The following is a 20,063-nucleotide window of genomic DNA, read 5'->3' on the forward strand; positions in this document are numbered from 1 at the left end:
CGCCCCCGATGCTTCGATCGGGATTTCGTCACTCATACCTGAGTGCCTCAACAGGATTCCGCGTTGCCGCCCGCCAGCTTTGCCAGCTAACGGTTAACAAAGCAATTCCCAATGCCAGCACTCCGGCCAGTGCAAATATCCACCAGCTTAACGTGGTTTTATAGGCAAAGTTTTCGAGCCATTTGTTCATGGCGTAATACGCAATGGGTGTGGCCACAACAAAAGCAATGGCCACCCATTTCACAAAGTCTTTATTTAGCATGGCGAGAATTTCAGAGATTTTTGCGCCGTTTACTTTTCGGATGCCGATTTCTTTGGTGCGGTTCAGGCTAATCAGAAAAATCTGCCCGAGAATGCCCATACAGGTGAGTACAATGGCAATAAGCGAGAAAAACGTAATGGACTTTGCCAGCTTGTCTTCTTTGGCATACATCGCCTGAAACTGGCTGTCGTAAAAAGTAAATTCCATGGGGTCGTCGGGCAGCATGTTTTTCCACACATTCCGCACTTCGTCCATTTGCTTCCCAACATTGCCGGGAGTTAAACGCAGCGAAAGTGTGTTAAACCCGCGCTCCGGTTCATAAATAAGCGCTACCGGCGTCATCCCCGAATGCAGCGATTCAACATGGAAGTTATTTACCTCTCCCACCACATTGTAGCCCCCGTCGCGGCCGTTATTGTATTTTTTATCCTGAATGGTTTCCCAGCCAAATCGTTTTCTCGCGGCCTCGTTCATCATACAGGCATGGTTTTTATCACCTTCCAAAAAATTCCGTCCATTTAGCAGCTGAATGCCAAATGTTTCAAGGAAATCATCCGAAACATACACACAGTTCACCATAAACTCGTCTCCTTCCACACCGCTTCCCATCGACATGTTAATATGCCCGGGATATCCATTGCTCAATGTACTACCTGCAACAAACGGAAGCTTTGTTACTTCGTTTTTCAATGCTTCGGGGCGCTCAAACAGGAAAGGCAGTTCGATCCTAACAAGGTGCTCGTCCGTAAAACCCAGGTCGTAATGCTTTACATACTGCAGTTGTTTGAAAATAAGCATCACAACTGCAATCAGCGCAATGGAAACGGTAAGCTGAAACGTAAGCATGGCTTGCTTGGCCAGTTGTTTACCGGTGCGTTTCCGGCCTCCCAACAGAAAGTCGGTGATGTTGAACCGCGACAAAACATAGAGGGGTGCCAGGCTGTTGAGCAAAATAATCCCGGCGATTGTGGCTGCAAATACAGGCAACAGCTGGTGAAAGTTAACATCGGCCAGGTAAACATTCCGGCCAAAAAGCAGCGGAGAGAAAGGTAAAAGAACGGCAGCCAGCATCACGGAGATTGCCAGTGCAATAAAAATTCCGAACGAAACTTCGATCAGCGAATCCACCAGAAGATGCATTTTACCTGCCCCGTTGGTTTTGTTGATTCCGATTTCCTTTAGCTTCGCATATTGCATGGAAACTGTGTAATTGAGGTAATTAATACTGGAAAGCAGGATGATAAGTATGGCGATCGACAGAAAAACGATTAGCATTTTTGTGTTGCCTTTCGTGTGCGCATCGGTCCATCCAAGCTCCAAGTCAGAAAGATAAATGTCGGCCAGATTTTGCAGGGCCAAACTGTCGGTTGATGCATTGAATTGCGGGATGGTCTGGTTTAGTTTTTCAGCAAGTAGATCGGAGTTGACTCCGTTTTTTAGCAAAACAAAATGCTCGGCAGGATAAATACACACCCCGTTGTTGCATTCCTGGGCCATCTGAAATTCTTTGTTATCGCTGTTTAAAAGCAATTCGGCCCTGAAACTTGAATTGCGGGGCAAATCTTTCATGACAGCTGTTACAGTGGCCGTAAAAAATTCTTCTTTTACGGTTCGTCCCAGTGGATTCTTATCGCCAAAAAGCTTTTTTGCCACCGATTCACTTATTACTGCCGAGTTAATTTGCGAAAAAGGTTCTTCTTCCAGGCTGGACAAAACTTCTACCGAAAAGACATCGAAAAAGCGGTTGTTTGTGGAAACCACGTATTCAATCCGGCTATAATTTTTTGTTTCGGAATCTTTCAAGGTAATAGGATAATAAGAAAGTCCCATCGGGCAAGTAGCTTCAATATCCGGGTAGTTTTCAGAAAGTGCCTTATTTAGTTTATAATCGAGCCCTGAACGGCCTTCTTTTGCATCGAACACCCGGAATACATTTTGGTAATTGGTAAAATGCGTATTCACATTGTGTTCGGCATTGTAAAACAGCCCGATAAGAATACAGGCCGTAAACCCAATGGCAAATCCACCAATAATCAACGATGAGTACAAGGTATTTTTTAAGAAGTTCCTGATGGCCAGTTTTATTTTAAATCGAATCATAATTCACTACTAGTTTTGATACCTGCTAATGTTTAAGCTTATTATTCATACCGCAATGCTTCCCTCCACGAGCAGTCGGGATCTTCGCTCTCCTCTATTCATACCGCAAAGCTTCCATAGGATTCCGGTTGGCTGTGCGTGTATAATTAATCGCAGCAATTAAAGCTACCAACAGCAATACAAACAGACTGCACAGCACAAAAATCCCCCAGTGCAGATCGATTTTGGCAGCAAAGTTCTGCATCCATTTGTCCGATGTCCACCAGGCCCCCACCAAGCCTAAAAGCACTGCCGGAAATGCAATAAATTCCAGGTCGGAAATAAAACTCCGCAAAATATCGGCAAGATTTGCACCTGCGATTCTTCTGATAGCAAGCTCCTTACGTCTGCGTGCCGCTTCGTTGGAAGTATAGCCCAGCAAGCCAATAACCGTAATCAGCAGGATGATTGCATTTCCGGCCATCATCGCATTCCGAAAGCCTTGCTCGGCTTGGTAGCTGTGGCGTTGTTCCAGTTCAAGGCTTTTTACCACGGCATCCTGATACGGAAGAAAGCGGTTAAAAATGCCGGTAATTTTTTTCAGCATTCCTGCCTCCGCCGTTTCGCTGGCTTTTACCAGAATGTAAAAGGAGAACGACGGACGCTCGGCTCTTATTTGTTTAAATTTCTCTTCTGGATAGTAGAAGAATACGGAAGGTCGCGAATCAGGATCGGTAATTGTTTGAACAATAAAATCGGGGAACACCCCACGGATGGTTGTTTCGCCATGCTCACTGATATTTACCTGTTCGCCTATCACATTCTGCCAGCCGTTAAAAGCTTTCAGTTTCCCAGCCCCTTTTTCACTGATAAGCACGTCGTTGGCAACTGCATTCTGTGGCGAGAAGTTTTCTCCGTGCGTTACCGGAATATTTAAAATCGAAAGATAATTTTCATCCACAAAATAGAAGTCGGCCACATTAAAAAGCTCTTTTTCGCCATCGGCCGAATTGACATTATTCCCTGCTGCTCCTTCAATCGGCACTCCGCAGCCGAGCCCCACTTTTTCAATTCCGGGAACTGAACGCAATTCATTTAATACAGTTGAAATTTTGCCAGCATCCATACCACTGGTTGAGGCATAATAAACTCCGCGGGTGTTGTAGCCATGATCGGCCGTTATTACACTGTTGTATTGCATGCTCACAATCATCAGCATGGTCAGGATAAAAGAGGCGCCAATAAACTGAAACGAAAGCAATACCAGCTTCCATTTGTTTCTTTTTTGCTGATAGTTGCGGAAAGCTGTTGCCACCGGGATGCGGGAGAAAAAGCGCCCCGGCAAATAGCTGGTTAAAACCACCAGCAATACAATCAGTAAAAGCAAAGGCCAGATAACAATGGGATTTACAACCGAAACAAGTTTATGCCCCAGTTGCGCCTCGGCCAAAGGTTTGATCAGCAGGATAATTAGTACCGCCCCCAGCGCCGAGAGCAGGAACAGCACAAAAGTCTCGGAGAAAATAAGTTGCTGCAGGTTCCGGGATTCGGCCCCGCAGGTTTTGTGAATGGCCGAGCTTTTGGCACGTTTTATCAACGCACTCAGTGTTAAAAGGGTGTAGTTCATCAGCGATACAAAAAGTACCGCAAAAGCAATGGTGGCGAGGATAAGAATCATATCGCGCATCCCACCGGAATATAATTTTTTAATGGGTTTGAAAGAATACGTCAATACTACTCCGCCCTGCTGTTGTTCCAACTCTTCAATGTTCTGGTACTTTACCTGCATTTTACGAACCGCAGGGGCCAGACTTTCCGGCTTTATTCCCGGAGCCAGTTTTACAGCAGCGTAATAACGGTCGTTTCCCAGCCAGTTGGTAGAACCATCCCACGAGAAAAACCGTCCGGTGGAAACCATTGAAATAAGCACATCGTATTGGTAGTTTGTATTTTCCGGCAATTCTTCAAAAATGCCTGCAATGGTAAGTTTTCGTCCCGGGTATTCTTTTAGTTCAATGATTTTCCCAACTACTTCTCCCCCCATTTCTGAGGCAATTTTGTTCGACACCATGCAAGTCATCGGACGCTGAAGTATCTCCTGCGGATTTCCGCTTATTACCGGCCGGGGAAGAACATCGAACAAAAACTCATCAGCCAGCGAGAAACTTGCCTGATAGCTTTTTTTATCCTCGGTATAAAAAACGGATGAGCCAATGCTATTAAGGCGCGTAGCCGCTTCAATGCCAGAAACTTCGGCTTTCATTCCCGGAGCCACTGCCCCGCTCACCCGAAAGTAACTCTCCATTTTATCCGAAGATTTATCGCTTATAAAGTTTTCGTGTACGATGTAAATACGGTTGGCATCGGGGTAAAAACTATCGAAGCTGTAATAATACAGCACCTCTGACAATAGCAAAACACCAAACGCCAGGCCGGCAGTTAAGGAAATGATACGGGTAGTGGTGTGTTCACCTTTTCGAAACAACCTTCGAATTGCGAGTTTAAAAAAGTTCATTCTATGCGGTTACAATTAATTTTTCTGCGAATAGACAGTACCTATAAATTCCCGATTTAATATCTGCCTGCTATTACTACATGTACTAGCCCGGGAATTCTCTTCATTGTTTTGTTTTCAGCTTTGAGGCAGTGGAATAAAATATCCACAATATCAGGCTTCCTAAAGTATCTCAGCCATCCTTTCGTTTACATTTTCAGTGAGTACTTCGCCATCAAACAGGTTAATTACGCGATGAGCAAAACCGGCATCGTGCATCGAGTGGGTAACCATAATTATGGTGGTTCCTTCGCGATTAAGTTCTGTTAACAGGTTCATGACTTCGAGGCCGTTTTTAGAATCGAGGTTCCCGGTTGGCTCATCGGCGAGTATCAGCTTTGGATTGGCAACTACCGCACGCCCAATGGCAACACGTTGCTGCTGACCGCCTGAAAGCTGCTGCGGAAAATGTTTGGCCCGGTGCCCGATTTTCATACGTTCCAAAACCGCGTTTACCATATCCTTTCGCTCACTGGCTTTCTTTTTCAGGTAAATCAGGGGCAGTTCTACATTTTCGAAAACAGTTAGTTCGTCAATCAGGTTAAAGCTCTGAAATACAAAGCCAATGTTTCCTTTGCGCATTTGTGTGCGCTGACGCTCTTTGTACGCGCCTACTTCGGTGCCATCAAAAAAATAATTGCCACCGCTCGGATTGTCTAATAAGCCAATGATGTTCAGCAGGGTGGATTTCCCGCAACCCGACGGTCCCATAATGGCTACAAATTCGCCCGATTTAACCTGGATGTCAACTTCGTTTAAAGCGAATGTTTCTACTTCCTCGGTTCGGAAGATTTTTGTTAGTTTTTCTGTTTTAATCATCTTATTGTTTTAGTGAAGTTTTTCTATTTTAAAATCAACTTATCGTTATCGCCAAACAGATCGTATCCTGAAGTTATTACTTTTTCGCCGGGCTCTAGGCCCTCCAGCACCTCGTAGTACTTCGGATTTTTACGCCCGATACGGATGGAGCGCTTGGTGGCAAAACTCCCCGACGGATCAACCACATAAATCCACTGGCCTCCGGTACTGTTAAAGAATCCGCCCAAACTTACCAGTGTTGATTGCTCGGGCTGTCCCAACTGCAAATTGATGTAGTAGGTCTGCCCGGTGCGGATATTATCCGGCCGTTCGCCTGAAAAGACGAGGTCAATTTTAAATTGTGAATTCCGCACCTCGGGATACACCTTTTTCACCACCATGTTGAATATTTTTCCCTGACGCTCGATGGTTGCCGATAGGTTTCGTTTTACCCGGTCGATGTAATGTTCATCAATCATTGCTTCCACTTTGTAGTCGGTCAATACGTTTATTTGGCCAATTCGCTGTCCTTTCCCGATGCTTTGCCCGATTTCGGCATCCAGCATTCCCAACTGCCCGTCAACCGGGGCTTTTACATTCAGGTTATCGAGTCGTTCATACACCAGATCGAGCGTAAGCTGCATCTTTCTCAGATCCTGCTCCAGCTGGATCATTTCGCTGGCACGAATCATGGAATCGTTGTCGGCTTTTTGCCGGTTAATCTCCTGCATCTGCAGGGCATATCCATAATCTTCTTTTGCCTGCAGAAAATTTTCCTTTGAAACCAGCTCATCGTCATACAGTGCTTTCTGCTGTTCGAAATTCCGTTTCTTTTTTATGATTTCGTACTCCGAATTTAACAAATTACGTTTCGACTCAATTCGCTGGGTTTCAAAATTTATTCGCGTTTGCCGTAACATGTTTTGTTTTTGCGCCAGGTTCGATTCGCTGTTCATGATGTTCTCGTACAAGGTTCGGTTTTCCAGCACCAGAATCACGTCTCCCTTTTTCACCATGGCACCTTCTTCAATCAGGCGTTCTTTTACCTGCCCGCCTTCCTCGGCATCGAGGTAAATGGTGGATATGGGCTGAACGGTGCCGTTAGTTCTGACGTAATCGTCGAAATTCCCCTGCGCCACTTCTTCAATTGTAATCTTCCCGGGATCTACTTTTAACGAAGAAACTCCGGAGCTCATTATTAATTTTACGATCAGAAAGATAAAAACAAGCGTTCCAACCGCATAAGCAATATGTTTTGGTCTGATGCCTTTCTTCTTCTCTATTTTTCGATCCATTGCCATAGCTGCACTATTTTTTCAGAATAATCATTTAGTTTATCGTTTACGGAAGAAAGCCAAATACCGGTTTTCCGAGGTAAACATCCATTGTTTTTTGCTTTATCGTGTATTGTAGTTTTGTTCTCAGCAAGTCGCTTTTTGCCTGGGCCATAATGTTTTTCGAATCGTACAGTTCGATGACACTGATCAGTCCCTGCGCCAGTTTTTTTTCTGCCGCATCGTACGCAACCTGTGCAAAATCTACCTGTTTTACCAGTTGATTGTATTCGGCCCAAAAAGATTCCAACTCCTGAGCATTTTGTGTGATCTCGTTTAAAAGTTGCTGCGAAGTCTTTACCAGTTCGGTTTGCGCCCGCAAATAGTTTAGTCGGGCCTGCTTCACATCCGACCGCAATCCAAAGCGCTGAAAAACGGGAATATTCAACGAAAGTCCCACCGACTGACTGGCATTATTATCCAATTGATTGCGCAACGATTCCGTATTATCCTTGCCTTTCAGTTTCGCATAATACGACGAATAACTGCCCGACATGGTCAAACTGGGCCACAAGCCTCCTTTGGCAATCGAAAGATTTTTTTGTGCGGCCTGTTTGCGCAATTCTCCGGCTCTAATTGTAGGATAAAAATCCAAAGCACCGGAATAAATATCCGAAGCTGGCCTTGATTCGGTACTCGCCGGAATCATATCGGGAGAAAGTAAATCAATCTTAAAATCGCCCTCCGGATTAAGGTTCATCGCCTGTTTCAGATTAAGCACTGCTGTTTTGTAGAAATTCTGCGTTTGAATCAGTGTCAGTTCTTCTTTTGCCAGGCGCGATTCCATCTCCAGCAGGTCAGACTTTGCCTTTAATCCCAAATCGACCTGCTTTTGTGTTTGTCTGAGATTCATTTCCGACAACTCTTTTTGCTCCTTTACAATTTCCATCAGTCCATTGTAATAGACGGCGTTGTAATAGGCCTCCATCACCGAAAATGCGAGATCATACTTTTGCATTTTTTCATCTTCCATTCCGGCGAGATAATTCATTTTGCGGAACGAAATGGTATTCTGACGGGTAAATCCTCTGAAGATATCAATCCCGCTGTAAAAACCCACATTGCTATATACCTGGCTGGTATTAATGTATTCGTAGGTATCGTAATCGAGCGACTTCCCAAAATAATTGGAACCGCTCATACCAATGGAAACATAAGGTAAAAGGTTACGTTTCGACTGGTTCAGGCTTTCCCTGTTTATTTCATTTTGAATGTCACTTTTTTTGACATCCAGATTGTTGGAAACCGCATATTGAATACATTCCCCGAGTGTCCATTCTTTCTGAGAAAAAACACTTTGACTTGACAATAAAATAAGTACAATAAGTATGTATAGAATAATCTTCATGCTGAAAAATCGTTTCATCGGCCGATTGTATGCCAAAAAGAATGCCACCAAACATAAAACACTATAAAACAGCACATAACAAAAAACGAAATACGACCAACCTTCAAAAAATGTATAATTAATGGACAAGAAGGTGTAAAATATTTTTACAAAACATTGTACTTCAATTGTGCCGGAACGATCCGATTGAAACCAATTGACCTTTGCCTCCTCAGTTACTGACCGATATAATTGTTTCAACTTCAGAAAACTTAAGTCTGGTTTAAACCATCAATTCTGATGATTCGTTATCTTTGACCGATTTAATCTGATCAACAGTTGTCACACTTTAAAGACATCAAAACGAATTTATGCAGATGAAAAAGATTTTTTATTTACCAGTTATGCTGCTGACCTTGATGACCGCATGCGGCCCGAATCAGCAGGAAAAAAACAATGATTCCATGCAAAGTAATCCATTATTACGTGAAAGCAGTTTGCCCTTTGGCGCTCCTGATTTTACTCAGCTGAAAAATGAAGATTTCAAGCCGGCCATTGAACAGGGGATGAAAGAACAAATGGCCGAAATTGAAGCCATTGCCAACAACGCTGAGCCGGCAACTTTCGAAAATACATTGGTTGCCCTCGAAAAAAGCGGGCAAACCTTAAGCCGTGCCTATGGTGTTTTCGGCTTGCTTTCGGGCGCTAACACCAATCCCGACATCCAGCAAACCGAAGAAGAACTGGCGCCAAAGCTTGCTGCGCATAGCGACGCAATATTTTTGAACGATAATTTATTCCAGCGGGTAAAAAGCATTTACAACGAACGGGAAAGCCTCAATCTCGATGCTGAATCGCTTAAACTGGTGGAATACTATTATCAGAAATTTGAACTTGCCGGGGCTAATTTATCAGCCGAAGACAAGGAGAAAATGAAGAAGCTAAACGAGGAAGAAGCTTCATTGAGTACCAAATTTGGGAACCTGCTGATAGCTGCGGCTAAAAAAGGAGCCTTGGTAGTAGACAGCAAAGAACGCCTCGACGGGCTTTCGGAAGGAGAAATCAGCGCGGCAGCCCAGCAGGCTGAAGATGCTGGCATGAGCGGACAATACATGATCACGCTGCAGAACACCACTCAGCAACCGGATCTGCAATCGCTGACCAACCGCGAAACACGTCGTCAGCTTTTCGACAACTCGTGGAACCGCGCCGAACAGGGTGACGAAAACGATACACGAAGCATCATTACCCGCATTGCTGAAATAAGGGCAGAGCAGGCCAAAATTATGGGTTTCAAAAATTTTGCAGAATGGCAGTTACAGGACCAGATGGCAAAAACACCTGAGGCAGTAGAAGCATTACTCGGAAAATTAACTCCGGCTGCCACAGCAAAAGCCAAAGAAGAAGCTGCAGATATCCAAAAACTCATTGATAGCCAAAACGGTGGATTCGAACTCGAAGCGTGGGATTGGAATTTGTACGCAGAAAAAGTAAGGAAAGAAAAATACGACCTGGACGAGAGCCAGATCAAACCGTATTTCGAACTGAATAATGTAATGGAGAACGGTGTTTTCTACGCCGCCACTCAACTATACGGTATTACTTTCAAGGAAAGAAAAGACATTCCGGTATACCAGGACGATGTGCGCGTTTGGGAAATCTTCGACAAAGATGGCTCATCAATGGCCTTGTTCTATACCGATTATTACAAACGCGACAACAAAGCAGGCGGTGCCTGGATGGGCAACATCACCGAACAATCGAAATTACTGGGCAACAAACCCGTGATTTACAACGTATGTAATTACTCGAAACCGGCGGCCGGAGAACCTGCTCTGCTCAGTTTCGACGATGTAACCACCATGTTCCACGAATTTGGCCACGCCCTGCACGGTTTGTTTGCCAACCAGCAGTACCCAAGCCTTTCGGGAACGAACGTTTCCCGCGACTTTGTAGAACTTCCCTCTCAGTTTAACGAACACTGGGTGCTCTACCCTAGCGTGTTTGCGAATTTCGCCAAACATTATAAAACAGGTGAACCGATGCCACAGGAATTGGTGGAAAAGATTAAAAAATCAGCCACATTCAACCAGGGGTATGCATTTACCGAATTTTTGGCAGCTGCTGTACTTGATATGCAATGGCACACCATTACCGAAGGTCAAAAAATTGAGGATGCGGATGCCTTTGAACTGGAAGCGCTGAAAAAAACCGGAATGTACCTGAAAGAAGTACCTCCGCGTTATCGCTCGTCGTACTTCCTGCACATTTGGGGACATGGTTACGCAGCTGGTTATTATGCCTACTGCTGGGCCGAAGTTCTGGATAACGATGCCTTCGAGTGGTTCCGGGAAAACGGTGGCCTGACTCCTGAAAATGGTCAACGTTTCCGCGACATGATCCTGTCGATTGGAAATACAAAAGACCTCGCAAAAGCTTATCAGGATTTCCGTGGAAAAGAAGCCGATATTAAACCACTATTGAAAAAACGAGGTTTGATTTAATCACTTCAATTTCGAAAACATATAAAATCCGGTTCAGCATCGTTCTGAACCGGATTTTTTTCATTTATGGCATATTTCAAACCTGTCAAAGAAATTAACTTCAGGTGTAAAATATTTTGACACTCAACTGAAACTCAAACCGATACAAAACCTCATTAAAAATCCTAATCAAATGACCTACAATCGCTTATAACGCTTCCGAAATTTTTGTGTATATTTTGCATAAATTTTGAGTTTAGCTGCCTGTTAAACATTCAGATTCAAAAAAACACCGGAAGACCATGCCCAAAGGAAAATTACTGGTAGTAGACGACAACAAAAGCATTTTAAGCGCACTTGAGATTCTGCTGCAGGACGATTTTGAAGAAATAAAAACCATCGCGAATCCCAACCAATTGCCTTCGCTGATCGAAAATGGCCAATACGACCTGGTTCTGCTTGACATGAATTTTTCGGCGGGCGTAAATACCGGAAATGAAGGTTTGTACTGGCTATCTCGCATCCAGGAACTGCGCCCCGATATGGAAGTGGTATTGTTTACTGCTTACGGCGATGTGGAACTGGCAGTTAAAGCGCTAAAGAAAGGAGCGTCCGATTTTATTCTGAAACCCTGGGACAACGAAAAACTTCGCACCACTTTGTTGAATGTTTATAAACTTCAGCAATCGAAAAAAGAGATCAAACAGCTCAAGCGAAAAGAAAGTGCATTAAAAAGCGAGATCAACAACGACCGCTATTTTATTATCGCAGAATCGCCCCAAATGAAAGAGCTGCTGGCCCTGGTTCGGAAAGTAGCCCAAACCGATGCCAACGTGCTGATTACCGGCGACAATGGAACCGGCAAAGAGCTGATTGCCCGCGAACTGCACCGGCACTCGAAACGTGCCGGCGAAATTATGGTGAATGTTGATATGGGTGCGATTACCGAAACGCTTTTCGAAAGCGAGTTGTTTGGGCATAAAAAAGGATCGTTTACCGACGCCCGCGAAGACCGGACCGGAAAAATCGAGAATGCCAGCAGCGGAACACTTTTTCTGGATGAGATCGGAAACCTGCCCGTTCACCTTCAACCCAAATTACTGGCTGCTTTGCAAAACCGCGAGGTTACACCCATTGGCAGCAACAAACCGGTGCCGGTGGATATCCGGCTTATTTGTGCCACCAATCAAAACCTCAATGCGATGGTAGCCGATGGTACTTTTCGTGAAGACTTGCTGTACCGCATCAATACCATTCATATTGAAATTCCGCCACTGCGCGAACGAAAAGATGATGTAATTGCTATTGCCAATTATTTCCTCAAAAAATACTGCGCCAAATACCGAAAACCCGAAATGCGTATTACAGATGCAGGACTTCGAAAACTATCTAACTACCAATGGCCTGGAAATGTGCGGGAACTACAGCACACCATCGAAAAAACAGTGATTCTTTCGGATAAAAAAGAACTTACTCCTGATGATTTTTTCTTTAAACCGGTGATGGCCGGTGCAGGCGATATTTTTGACGGAACCATTGAAGAAATGGAGCAAAAAATGATTGTGAAAATGCTGCAAAGAACGGGATCGAACCTCTCATCAACAGCCGAACAATTAGGAATAACCCGCCAAACACTTTACAACAAAATGAAAAAATACAAGCTTTAAAACATGGTCAGCAGGCACATCAACCGACAAATTATTACCAGGGTTATTTTACTGACAGGAAACGCATTGCTTTTAAGCTGGGTACTTTTGGGCGCTGCGGTATATGTGCTGGTTGGATTTTTGTTTTTGGTGCTGGTTTTCCAGGTAATTGAGCTGATCAACTTTCTCAACCGTACCAACCGAAAAATAGCTTACTTTTTTGATGCCATCCGGAACGAAGATTCCACGCTAAATTTTCCGGAACATAACGGGAATAAATCATTGAATGAGCTCAATTCAAGTCTTAACAAAGTAAACGAACTGATAAAACAAATCAAGTTTGAATTGCGCGAGCAAGAGCATTATTTCCAGACCATTTTGGAACATGTCTCAACCGGAATTATCACCTACAACGAAAAAGGCACTATTTTTCTGGCCAACTCGGCGGCCAAAAACCTGCTTGGGCACGAGCATATGACCCACATCAACCAGATCGTAAGAATCGATAAAAAGCTTTTTAATACCTTAAAAGAACTCCAACCCGGCGACAACCGACTGGTGACTTTTAACAACAAAACCGGGGTTGTACAACTTTCGCTCAGATCGACACGGTTTAAAACCGCCACCGACAATCTTCAACTGGTGACTTTTCATGATATTAAAAATGAAATGGACACCAAAGAGTTGGAAAGCTGGATTAAACTGATTCGCGTTCTCACCCACGAAATTATGAATACGGTAGCCCCAATCACTTCGCTGTCTCAAACAATATTGGGTTATTTTAAAAACCTGGAAGATAATGTGCCCTCCGAAAAGATAATCGCGAATTCGATAAAAGGTCTGGAAGTTATCAATGAACGCGGAACCGGGTTGATCGGTTTTGTGGATACTTACCGAAAACTGACACGCATTCCTCCGCCGGAAAAGAAAACGGTTAAAGTGGGGCAACTTATCGAAAGTATCATCACGCTGATCAAATACGAACCGCTCAGTGAGAAAGTAAAAATCGACTGGGAGTTACTTCCTGCCGACCTGGAAATTTCAGTTGATAAAAAACAGATTTCGCAGGTGATGATCAACCTGATCAAAAATTCGATGGAAGCCTTGAAAAACAACGAAGAAGGCCTCATTAAAATAAAAGGAGAATACCATGAGAACGGACGGGCACAAATCTCAGTCACCGATAACGGGCCCGGTATTCCGGAAGATATAATGGATAAGATTTTTGTTCCGTTCTTTACAACCAAAGAATCGGGTTCCGGAATTGGGTTAAGTCTTTCGCGACAAATAATGCTTCTACACGGAGGAAGGCTAAAAGCGACTTCTCTGCCGGGAGTCCAAACCAAGTTTATATTGGAATTCTGACATTTACAAAGGAAACAAGATACAAGCCGAAACCAATTTTCCCCCTCGGCAGGCAACTTTTTTCAAGCTCAACTTGGAAAATGTTAGCATTTTATCAAAAATACACCCAACTTGCTGACACTTCATTAAAACTTAAATCTCATTTTTCTATCTTGCACAAAAATAACAGAGGTACAAATAGACTTAATAAGATTTGCAATTATGAATCCACAAGCTGCTGAGCTTAACAACATTATCCAGGAAAAAAGCGCGACTGTTTTTGAAATGCTTTCCGAAAGAGGAAAAAGTATTTTTTTCCCGAAGAAAGGAATTCTGGGACAAACAGCCGAAGCAAAAGGCACAAAAATAAATGCAACGATTGGTGCTGCCGTTGAAGACGATGGTACACCGATGCGTTTGGAATCGATTGCCTCAAAGATCAACATGGACCCGGGACTGGTATTTCCGTATGCCCCGAGTTTTGGACGCCCGGACATTCGTGCCAAGTGGAAAAGCATGATTTATGAAAAGAATCCTTCGTTAAAGGATGTTGAAATCAGCTTGCCGGTGGTTACCAATGCATTGACACATGGTATCAGCATGGCCGGATATATGTTTTGCGATCAGCAGGACGAAGTAATTGTACCCGATCTTTTCTGGGGAAATTACAACCTGACTCTTACCAACATGTACGGTTGCGCGATCACTAAATTCAACCTGTTCAAAAACGGCGGATTTGACCTGGAAGCGTTTGAAGCCAAGTTGAATGAAGGTGGTATCGGGAAAAAAGTGGTAATTCTGAATTTCCCGAACAACCCATCGGGGTATACCCCTACTGTTGAAGAACAGGATGCCATTGTTGCAATTATAAAAGAAGCGGCTGACAAAGGCAATAAAATTGTAGCCATTACCGACGATGCTTATTTCGGACTGGTTTTCGAAGAAGGAATTGCACAGGAAAGTATTTTTGCTCCGCTTTCGCAGTTACACGAAAATGTACTGGCAGTAAAAATAGATGGCGCCACCAAAGAAGACTATGTTTGGGGCTTCCGCGTTGGATTTATGACCTACGGAATAAAAGGAGGCGACGCTGCGCTGTACGGCGCTCTTGAGTCCAAAACGGCAGGTGCTATCCGTGGAAATATCTCGAATGCCGCCAATATTTCGCAGTCGCTGTTAATTGCTGCATTTGAAAGCGAAGAATATGCGGCACAAAAAGAAGCGAAGTATGTGATTATGAAACGCAGATACGATGCCGTTAAAGAAGCGTTGAAAGAAGAAAAATACATAGAGTATTTCGAAGCGATTCCTTATAACTCGGGCTATTTCATGTGTGTGCAGCTGGCAGAAGGTTTGGTTGGCGAAGAAGTTCGCCAGGTGCTGATCCAGAAATACAGCATTGGTGTAATCAGCCTTGGAAACATTTTACGGGTAGCTTTCTCAGCAGTTGCTGCTTCAGATGTTAAAGAAATGTTTGAAGGAATCTACAACGCATGTAAAGATTGTAAAAAATAAAATATTGGCACGCAGATGACGCAGATCCTTCAGATCATCATTAGCAATATTGGTGACGATCAGTTAAATCAGCGTCATCTGCGTTCTTTTTCAATTAGTTCTTTTAGCTGCTCAAACCTGATCATTTGCACCCCCAGTTTTTTCCAGTTTTCAAACGGAAGCGGAATATTGGGTAGTTCTTTTATGGCATCCTCCACCACATAAACCCTTTTCACCCTTTTTACCAATCCTAAAACAGCATCGTTAACACAAACATTGGTGGTAACGCCATACACCATCACCGTTTGGGGCGAAAGCAATCTGACAATCTCGTCGGTGTATGGATTTCCTTTGAATACATCAAAAGCATCTTTACGGATGACAATTTCACGGGCTGTTTTAACGCCTTCGAGCGACGAATATTCTTTCTCCCAATCGAAGGTCAACGGATTTTGAGGGATCGTTTCAGCAACGTATTCCGCTCCAGCGGTATTAGCCATGCAGTGTTCCGGGAAAGTATGGATAAAATCGGGATTTGCAGAAAGTTCGGCTGATCCTTTGTAATGAAAGTCGGCAGTATTAACCACCCGAATATTATGACTGGCAGCAAAATCGGTAAGCTTTTTCAATACCGGCTTTATTGTTTCTGCGCCCGGAGCATACAATTTTCCGTCGGGCTCCATAAAATCGACCTGCGTATCTACGTTCCAGAAAAGTACATCTGTTCTCATTTCAATACTGTTTTAAATACTTCCTAAAGTTATGCCGAAATTCAAATCTGACCAAAAAAGAAAACCCGGATCACAGACCCGGGCTTCTTACTTATTTTCTTTTCCTTATTCCAATCCTTTTTCAAGAAAACTTTTGAATTCGTCATCCTCAAAAGTAACTCCCATTTGATACTCTGTCCCGTCGGGCTCTACGATCACATGGTAAGGTATACTGTTGGTTCCATATTTTGAAATCTGAATATCGAGATTTTTCTTCCCCAGGGTCTTTAACTCTTTACCGTCGGCCGAAGTCACCCAATCACTTTCGTCTAGTTTGGTGCGATCGTCGGTATATAATCCAATCACTACATATTTTTCTGACATCATCTTCATAACATCAGGATTCAGCCAAACTGAATTTTCCATCTTTTTGCAGTTTGAACAGGCGTGTCCTTTAAACACAACCAAGGCCGGTTTGCCCTGTTCTTTTGCACAAGCCAGTCCTTGTTCATAATCAAAATACCCACTCAGTCCGTTAGGTAAATGAAGTTTATCGGCATATTTAGCCGGTCCGCACTCCGCTTGTTGCACCCGAGTATGAGCTGCAGAAGTACTGCTCCCCACCATAAAACTTTGTGTACTTGCTGGTGGAATTAAAGCAGAAATAGTACGCAGAGGCGCTCCGAATAGTCCGGTAAACAGGTACAAAACGAACGTAAACGTTACGATCGACAAAAACAAGCGACCTACTCCAACATAAGGTAAATCACTATCGTGAGAGAATTTAATTTTACCAATGAAATACATGCCCAACAGAAAGAAAACAACAATCCAGATTGACAGGTAAATCTCACGGCTTAAAATCTCAAAGCCATAAACCTGATCAATATTACTCAGGAACTTTAAACCGAAAGCCAGCAAGATGAAAGCGAAAACAACTTTGATGGAATTAAGCCATCCACCTGATTTTGGCAGTTTGCTCAGTGCTGACGGGAAAATCGCCAACAGGGCAAACGGAGTTCCAAAGGCCAGTCCAAAGAAAAACATCCCGATTAACGGACGTAATCCTCCGTGTTGTACCGCTTCGATGATCAAGGCTCCAATAAACGGCCCGGTACACGAAAACGATACAATTACCGTGGTAAGCGCCATAAAAAAAGCCCCGATAAGTCCCCCCTTATCAGCTTGAGAATCGGTTTTGTTAACCAGGCTGTTTGGTAATACCATCTCGAATGCTCCAAAAAATGAAATGGCAAAAACCAGAAATAGCGTAAAGAAAAGCAGGTTTGGAATCCAGTGCGTACTCAAGATACTTCCCACATTGGGTCCGAAAATTCCGATTGAAAAAAGCGCGCCGAGTAAAGTAAAAATCGCCACAATAGAAAGTCCGAAAAACACACCGGTTTTAACGGCTTTCCCCCTATTTTCGCTACCTCGCATAAAAAACGAAACCGTCATCGGAATCATTGGAAATACGCAAGGAGTTAGAATAGCCGCAAAACCTGCCAGGGCAGAAATCAAAATAAAAAGCCACAGTGATTGTCCACCGGTTGAATCAACGCCATTTGCAACGGCACCTGCATTTTTACCTTCAGCCGGAACTGCTGGTTTTGTATCCTGATTGAATTTAAACGAAAACTCACTTTCTTCGGGCGGCGTGCATGTTTCATCGTTACAACTCATAAACAATACATACCCTTTTATCTCCACCGGATCAGACGACTTCAGTTTAATTTTCTGGGTAAGTACAGCCTTTCCACCAAAGTATCCGACATTTAGTTGAAAAGTTTCGTCGAAATGAATCTCGGGTTCGGGCACTTTTTGAATTTTCCCAACAAAATCAAACAAAGTAGAATCTTCAAAAACGAAAGTGGTAGCAATGGGACCACCTTCCGGAAGATCGGTATCGTACAAATGCCAGCCGGCATCAATGGTTGCCTCAAAAATTAAATCAACCTCATTCCCGTTTTGCTTTGAATCAAAACTCCATTTGGTGGGATTTACGATTTGGGCCTGAGCTACTAAAGTGGTAACAAAAAGTGCGAGTACAAAAGCTATTTTCTTCATACTATGTTTTTTCTAAAATGAATCACAAAAATACATGCAATAATATAAATACTTCGATAAACAATTTATATTCCAATAGGTTTTTGAGCCAATTTTTGATCCAGCTTTTTCGGGCTAGAGTCAAAAAGGCATCTTAAGTTGTAAAAATGCAATAATTTCCATGAAATAAAAAAAGCCGTTCAAACGAACGGCTTCCTTCTATAAAATAATTTCTTCCTGATTCTCGTCGTAAAAGTGGTATTCCAAAAAAGAATAGGCACTGTTACTCTCTATGTTCACCCACCGAAAGTATTCAAAAAACCATTGATTGCGTCTGCTTTTAAAACCTTTGGTAAGGAAAGCCGCAACATATGGATGAACTTTGATTTGCAATTTCTTTTTATTCAGCTCTTTAAGAGCGTATCGTACTTTGCCGTCGATTTCGTCGGCAAATAAAACAGAGGGCACAATTTTACCGGTTCCGTTGCAAGTTGGACAAACTTCAGCCGTTTCTACTTTTTCTTCCGGTCTTACTCGTTGTCGCGTAATCTGCATCAGGCAGAACTTACTTAATGGCAAAATGTTGTGCTTAGTCCGGTCGTTGGCCATCACTTCGCGCATGTGATCATTCACTTTTTGGCGATTGACAGCAACGTGCATGTCGATGAAATCAATAACGATGATTCCACCCATGTCCCTCAACCGTAATTGTCGTGCTATTTCGTCACAGGCGGCCAGGTTCACTTCAAGGGCATTCGACTCCTGGTCGTTTCCGGCCCTTGCCCGGTTTCCGCTGTTAACGTCTATTACATGAAACGCTTCAGTATGTTCTACAATTAAATAGGCACCATCTTTAAAGGAAACTGTTTTCCCGAAGGACGCTTTAATCTGTTTTTCTACTCCATAATGTTCGAAAACAGGTTGTCGTCCCTTGTAGTACTTGACAATTTTACGTTTGTCAGGTTGAATGCTACCTATGTAATCGGCAACTTCGTCGAAAGCCGACTGATCGTTCACAATAATACTGTTAAAGTCAGGATGATAAATGTCGCGCAGCAAAGCTGTAGTTCGGTCAATCTCACCAATAATAAGTGAAGGAGCCTGGACTTTGTGCAGCTTGTTAAATGTTGTTTCCCATTTATCGACTAAGCGACGGAGTTCCTGATCGAGTTCGGCAACTTTTTTACCTTCAGCTACAGTACGGATAATCACCCCGTATTTCCGGGGCTTAATACTTTGAACCAGTTTTTTCAACCGGCTTTTTTCTTCGTTGGTTTTGATTTTCTGCGACACTGAAATCTTGTCACTAAACGGCATCAAAACCAGGTTTCGGCCTGCTATCGAAATTTCGGAAGTCAGTCTGGGACCTTTTGTCGAAATAGGTTCTTTTGCAACCTGTACCAGAATTTTCTGACCCACCTTTAAAAGCTCATTTATCTTACCTTCCTTGTTAATATCGGGTTCGGATTGTATCCGTGAGATGGAAGAAATTTTATTTTTTCGGGACGAAGCAATTCGTAAAAACTTATTTAAAGTGGCGAATTGCGGCCCCAGGTCAAGGTAATGTAAAAAAGCATCCTTACTGTAACCTACATCAATGAACGCTGCGTTTAAACTGGGCATAATTTTTTTTACTTTCCCGAGATAAATATCCCCGACAGCAAATTTTGCCCCGCTTCTTTCTCGACTTAGTTCTACAAGCTTTTTATTTTCCTGTAAAGCAATAACAATTTCGGAAGGAGTTACATCAATTATTAAATCGCTACTCACAACCTAAATTTTAGAACGTAATTTTTATTTATTAATACTAATGTTTATAACAGATTAAACCTAAGACACCAGATGCCTTAGGTTTAACCATATCTCACAGAGTTTTAACAAACTAAAACTCTATTTTTTCTTTTTGTGCCTGTTTTTACGCAATCTTTTTTTGCGCTTATGAGTGGCCATCTTGTGTCTTTTTCTTTTCTTTCCGCTTGGCATAAC

The 20,063-nt window shown here is 43.1% G+C and carries 13 protein-coding genes; 4 read left to right on the forward strand and 9 right to left on the reverse strand.

The genetic code is table 11. The annotated features are described in order from the left end of the window. Positions 1-28: 28 nt before the first annotated feature. The 5 genes from MR764_RS02220 to MR764_RS02240 all read right to left on the reverse strand — a co-directional run bounded on the left by MR764_RS02220 (position 29) and on the right by MR764_RS02240 (position 8,375). Positions 29-2,362, reverse strand: a complete 2,334-nt coding sequence (locus MR764_RS02220; RefSeq protein ID WP_247977758.1) for an ABC transporter permease — start codon at positions 2,360-2,362, stop codon at positions 29-31. Positions 2,363-2,456: 94 nt separating this feature from the next. Beyond that, complete coding sequence (locus tag MR764_RS02225; RefSeq protein ID WP_247977759.1) at positions 2,457-4,856, reverse strand: ABC transporter permease; 2,400 nt, start codon at positions 4,854-4,856, stop codon at positions 2,457-2,459. Positions 4,857-5,018: 162 nt separating this feature from the next. Further along, positions 5,019-5,714: an ABC transporter ATP-binding protein gene (locus MR764_RS02230; RefSeq protein ID WP_247977760.1), complete on the reverse strand. Its 696-nt coding sequence runs from the start codon at positions 5,712-5,714 to the stop codon at positions 5,019-5,021. Positions 5,715-5,737: 23 nt separating this feature from the next. Further along, on the reverse strand, positions 5,738-6,994 hold the full coding sequence (locus MR764_RS02235) for an HlyD family efflux transporter periplasmic adaptor subunit (protein WP_247977761.1): 1,257 nt from the start codon (positions 6,992-6,994) through the stop codon (positions 5,738-5,740). 40 nt (positions 6,995-7,034) lie between these two features. Beyond that, positions 7,035-8,375 (reverse strand): TolC family protein, encoded by a 1,341-nt coding sequence (locus tag MR764_RS02240; RefSeq protein WP_247977762.1) that lies wholly within the window; start codon positions 8,373-8,375, stop codon positions 7,035-7,037. Positions 8,376-8,731: 356 nt separating this feature from the next. Between MR764_RS02240 and dcp the strand changes: the two genes are divergently transcribed. The 4 genes from dcp (at position 8,732) to MR764_RS02260 (ending at position 15,342) form a co-directional block, all read left to right on the forward strand. Continuing rightward, the gene (gene dcp, locus MR764_RS02245; protein WP_247977763.1) at positions 8,732-10,858 is read left to right on the forward strand and encodes a peptidyl-dipeptidase Dcp; all 2,127 of its coding nucleotides are present in this window, start codon (positions 8,732-8,734) and stop codon (positions 10,856-10,858) included. A 281-nt stretch (positions 10,859-11,139) separates the two neighbouring features. After that, positions 11,140-12,504, forward strand: a complete 1,365-nt coding sequence (locus MR764_RS02250; protein ID WP_247977764.1) for a sigma-54 dependent transcriptional regulator — start codon at positions 11,140-11,142, stop codon at positions 12,502-12,504. Positions 12,505-12,507: 3 nt separating this feature from the next. Further along, positions 12,508-13,848: an ATP-binding protein gene (locus MR764_RS02255; protein WP_247977765.1), complete on the forward strand. Its 1,341-nt coding sequence runs from the start codon at positions 12,508-12,510 to the stop codon at positions 13,846-13,848. A gap of 201 nt (positions 13,849-14,049) precedes the next feature. After that, positions 14,050-15,342: an aminotransferase class I/II-fold pyridoxal phosphate-dependent enzyme gene (locus MR764_RS02260; protein ID WP_247977766.1), complete on the forward strand. Its 1,293-nt coding sequence runs from the start codon at positions 14,050-14,052 to the stop codon at positions 15,340-15,342. A gap of 74 nt (positions 15,343-15,416) precedes the next feature. Here MR764_RS02260 and MR764_RS02265 read toward each other — a convergent pair whose 3' ends face one another. The 4 genes from MR764_RS02265 to MR764_RS20340 all read right to left on the reverse strand — a co-directional run bounded on the left by MR764_RS02265 (position 15,417) and on the right by MR764_RS20340 (position 20,060). Continuing rightward, positions 15,417-16,052 carry an isochorismatase family protein gene (locus tag MR764_RS02265; RefSeq protein WP_247977767.1) on the reverse strand — a complete coding sequence of 212 codons (636 nt, stop codon included), beginning with the start codon at positions 16,050-16,052 and terminating at the stop codon, positions 15,417-15,419. A 105-nt stretch (positions 16,053-16,157) separates the two neighbouring features. After that, on the reverse strand, positions 16,158-18,098 hold the full coding sequence (locus tag MR764_RS02270; RefSeq protein ID WP_247977768.1) for a cytochrome c biogenesis protein CcdA: 1,941 nt from the start codon (positions 18,096-18,098) through the stop codon (positions 16,158-16,160). A gap of 198 nt (positions 18,099-18,296) precedes the next feature. After that, positions 18,297-19,847 (reverse strand): Rne/Rng family ribonuclease, encoded by a 1,551-nt coding sequence (locus tag MR764_RS02275; RefSeq protein WP_247977769.1) that lies wholly within the window; start codon positions 19,845-19,847, stop codon positions 18,297-18,299. 120 nt (positions 19,848-19,967) lie between these two features. Continuing rightward, positions 19,968-20,060 carry an AURKAIP1/COX24 domain-containing protein gene (locus MR764_RS20340; protein WP_202914927.1) on the reverse strand — a complete coding sequence of 31 codons (93 nt, stop codon included), beginning with the start codon at positions 20,058-20,060 and terminating at the stop codon, positions 19,968-19,970. Positions 20,061-20,063 lie beyond the last annotated feature (3 nt).

The organism is Maribellus sp. YY47, assembly GCF_023111095.1.
Taxonomy (GTDB): domain Bacteria; phylum Bacteroidota; class Bacteroidia; order Bacteroidales; family Prolixibacteraceae; genus Draconibacterium.

Coding starts and splice junctions, on each gene's coding strand:
- MR764_RS20340 (WP_202914927.1), bottom strand. CDS start 20,060: ATGCCAAGCGGAAAGAAAAGAAAAAGACACAAGATGGCCACTCATAAG.
- MR764_RS02255 (WP_247977765.1), top strand. CDS start 12,508: ATGGTCAGCAGGCACATCAACCGACAAATTATTACCAGGGTTATTTTA.
- MR764_RS02240 (WP_247977762.1), bottom strand. CDS start 8,375: ATGAAGATTATTCTATACATACTTATTGTACTTATTTTATTGTCAAGT.
- MR764_RS02220 (WP_247977758.1), bottom strand. CDS start 2,362: ATGATTCGATTTAAAATAAAACTGGCCATCAGGAACTTCTTAAAAAAT.
- MR764_RS02265 (WP_247977767.1), bottom strand. CDS start 16,052: ATGAGAACAGATGTACTTTTCTGGAACGTAGATACGCAGGTCGATTTT.
- MR764_RS02225 (WP_247977759.1), bottom strand. CDS start 4,856: ATGAACTTTTTTAAACTCGCAATTCGAAGGTTGTTTCGAAAAGGTGAA.
- MR764_RS02270 (WP_247977768.1), bottom strand. CDS start 18,098: ATGAAGAAAATAGCTTTTGTACTCGCACTTTTTGTTACCACTTTAGTA.
- MR764_RS02235 (WP_247977761.1), bottom strand. CDS start 6,994: ATGGCAATGGATCGAAAAATAGAGAAGAAGAAAGGCATCAGACCAAAA.
- MR764_RS02230 (WP_247977760.1), bottom strand. CDS start 5,714: ATGATTAAAACAGAAAAACTAACAAAAATCTTCCGAACCGAGGAAGTA.
- MR764_RS02260 (WP_247977766.1), top strand. CDS start 14,050: ATGAATCCACAAGCTGCTGAGCTTAACAACATTATCCAGGAAAAAAGC.
- MR764_RS02250 (WP_247977764.1), top strand. CDS start 11,140: ATGCCCAAAGGAAAATTACTGGTAGTAGACGACAACAAAAGCATTTTA.
- dcp (WP_247977763.1), top strand. CDS start 8,732: ATGAAAAAGATTTTTTATTTACCAGTTATGCTGCTGACCTTGATGACC.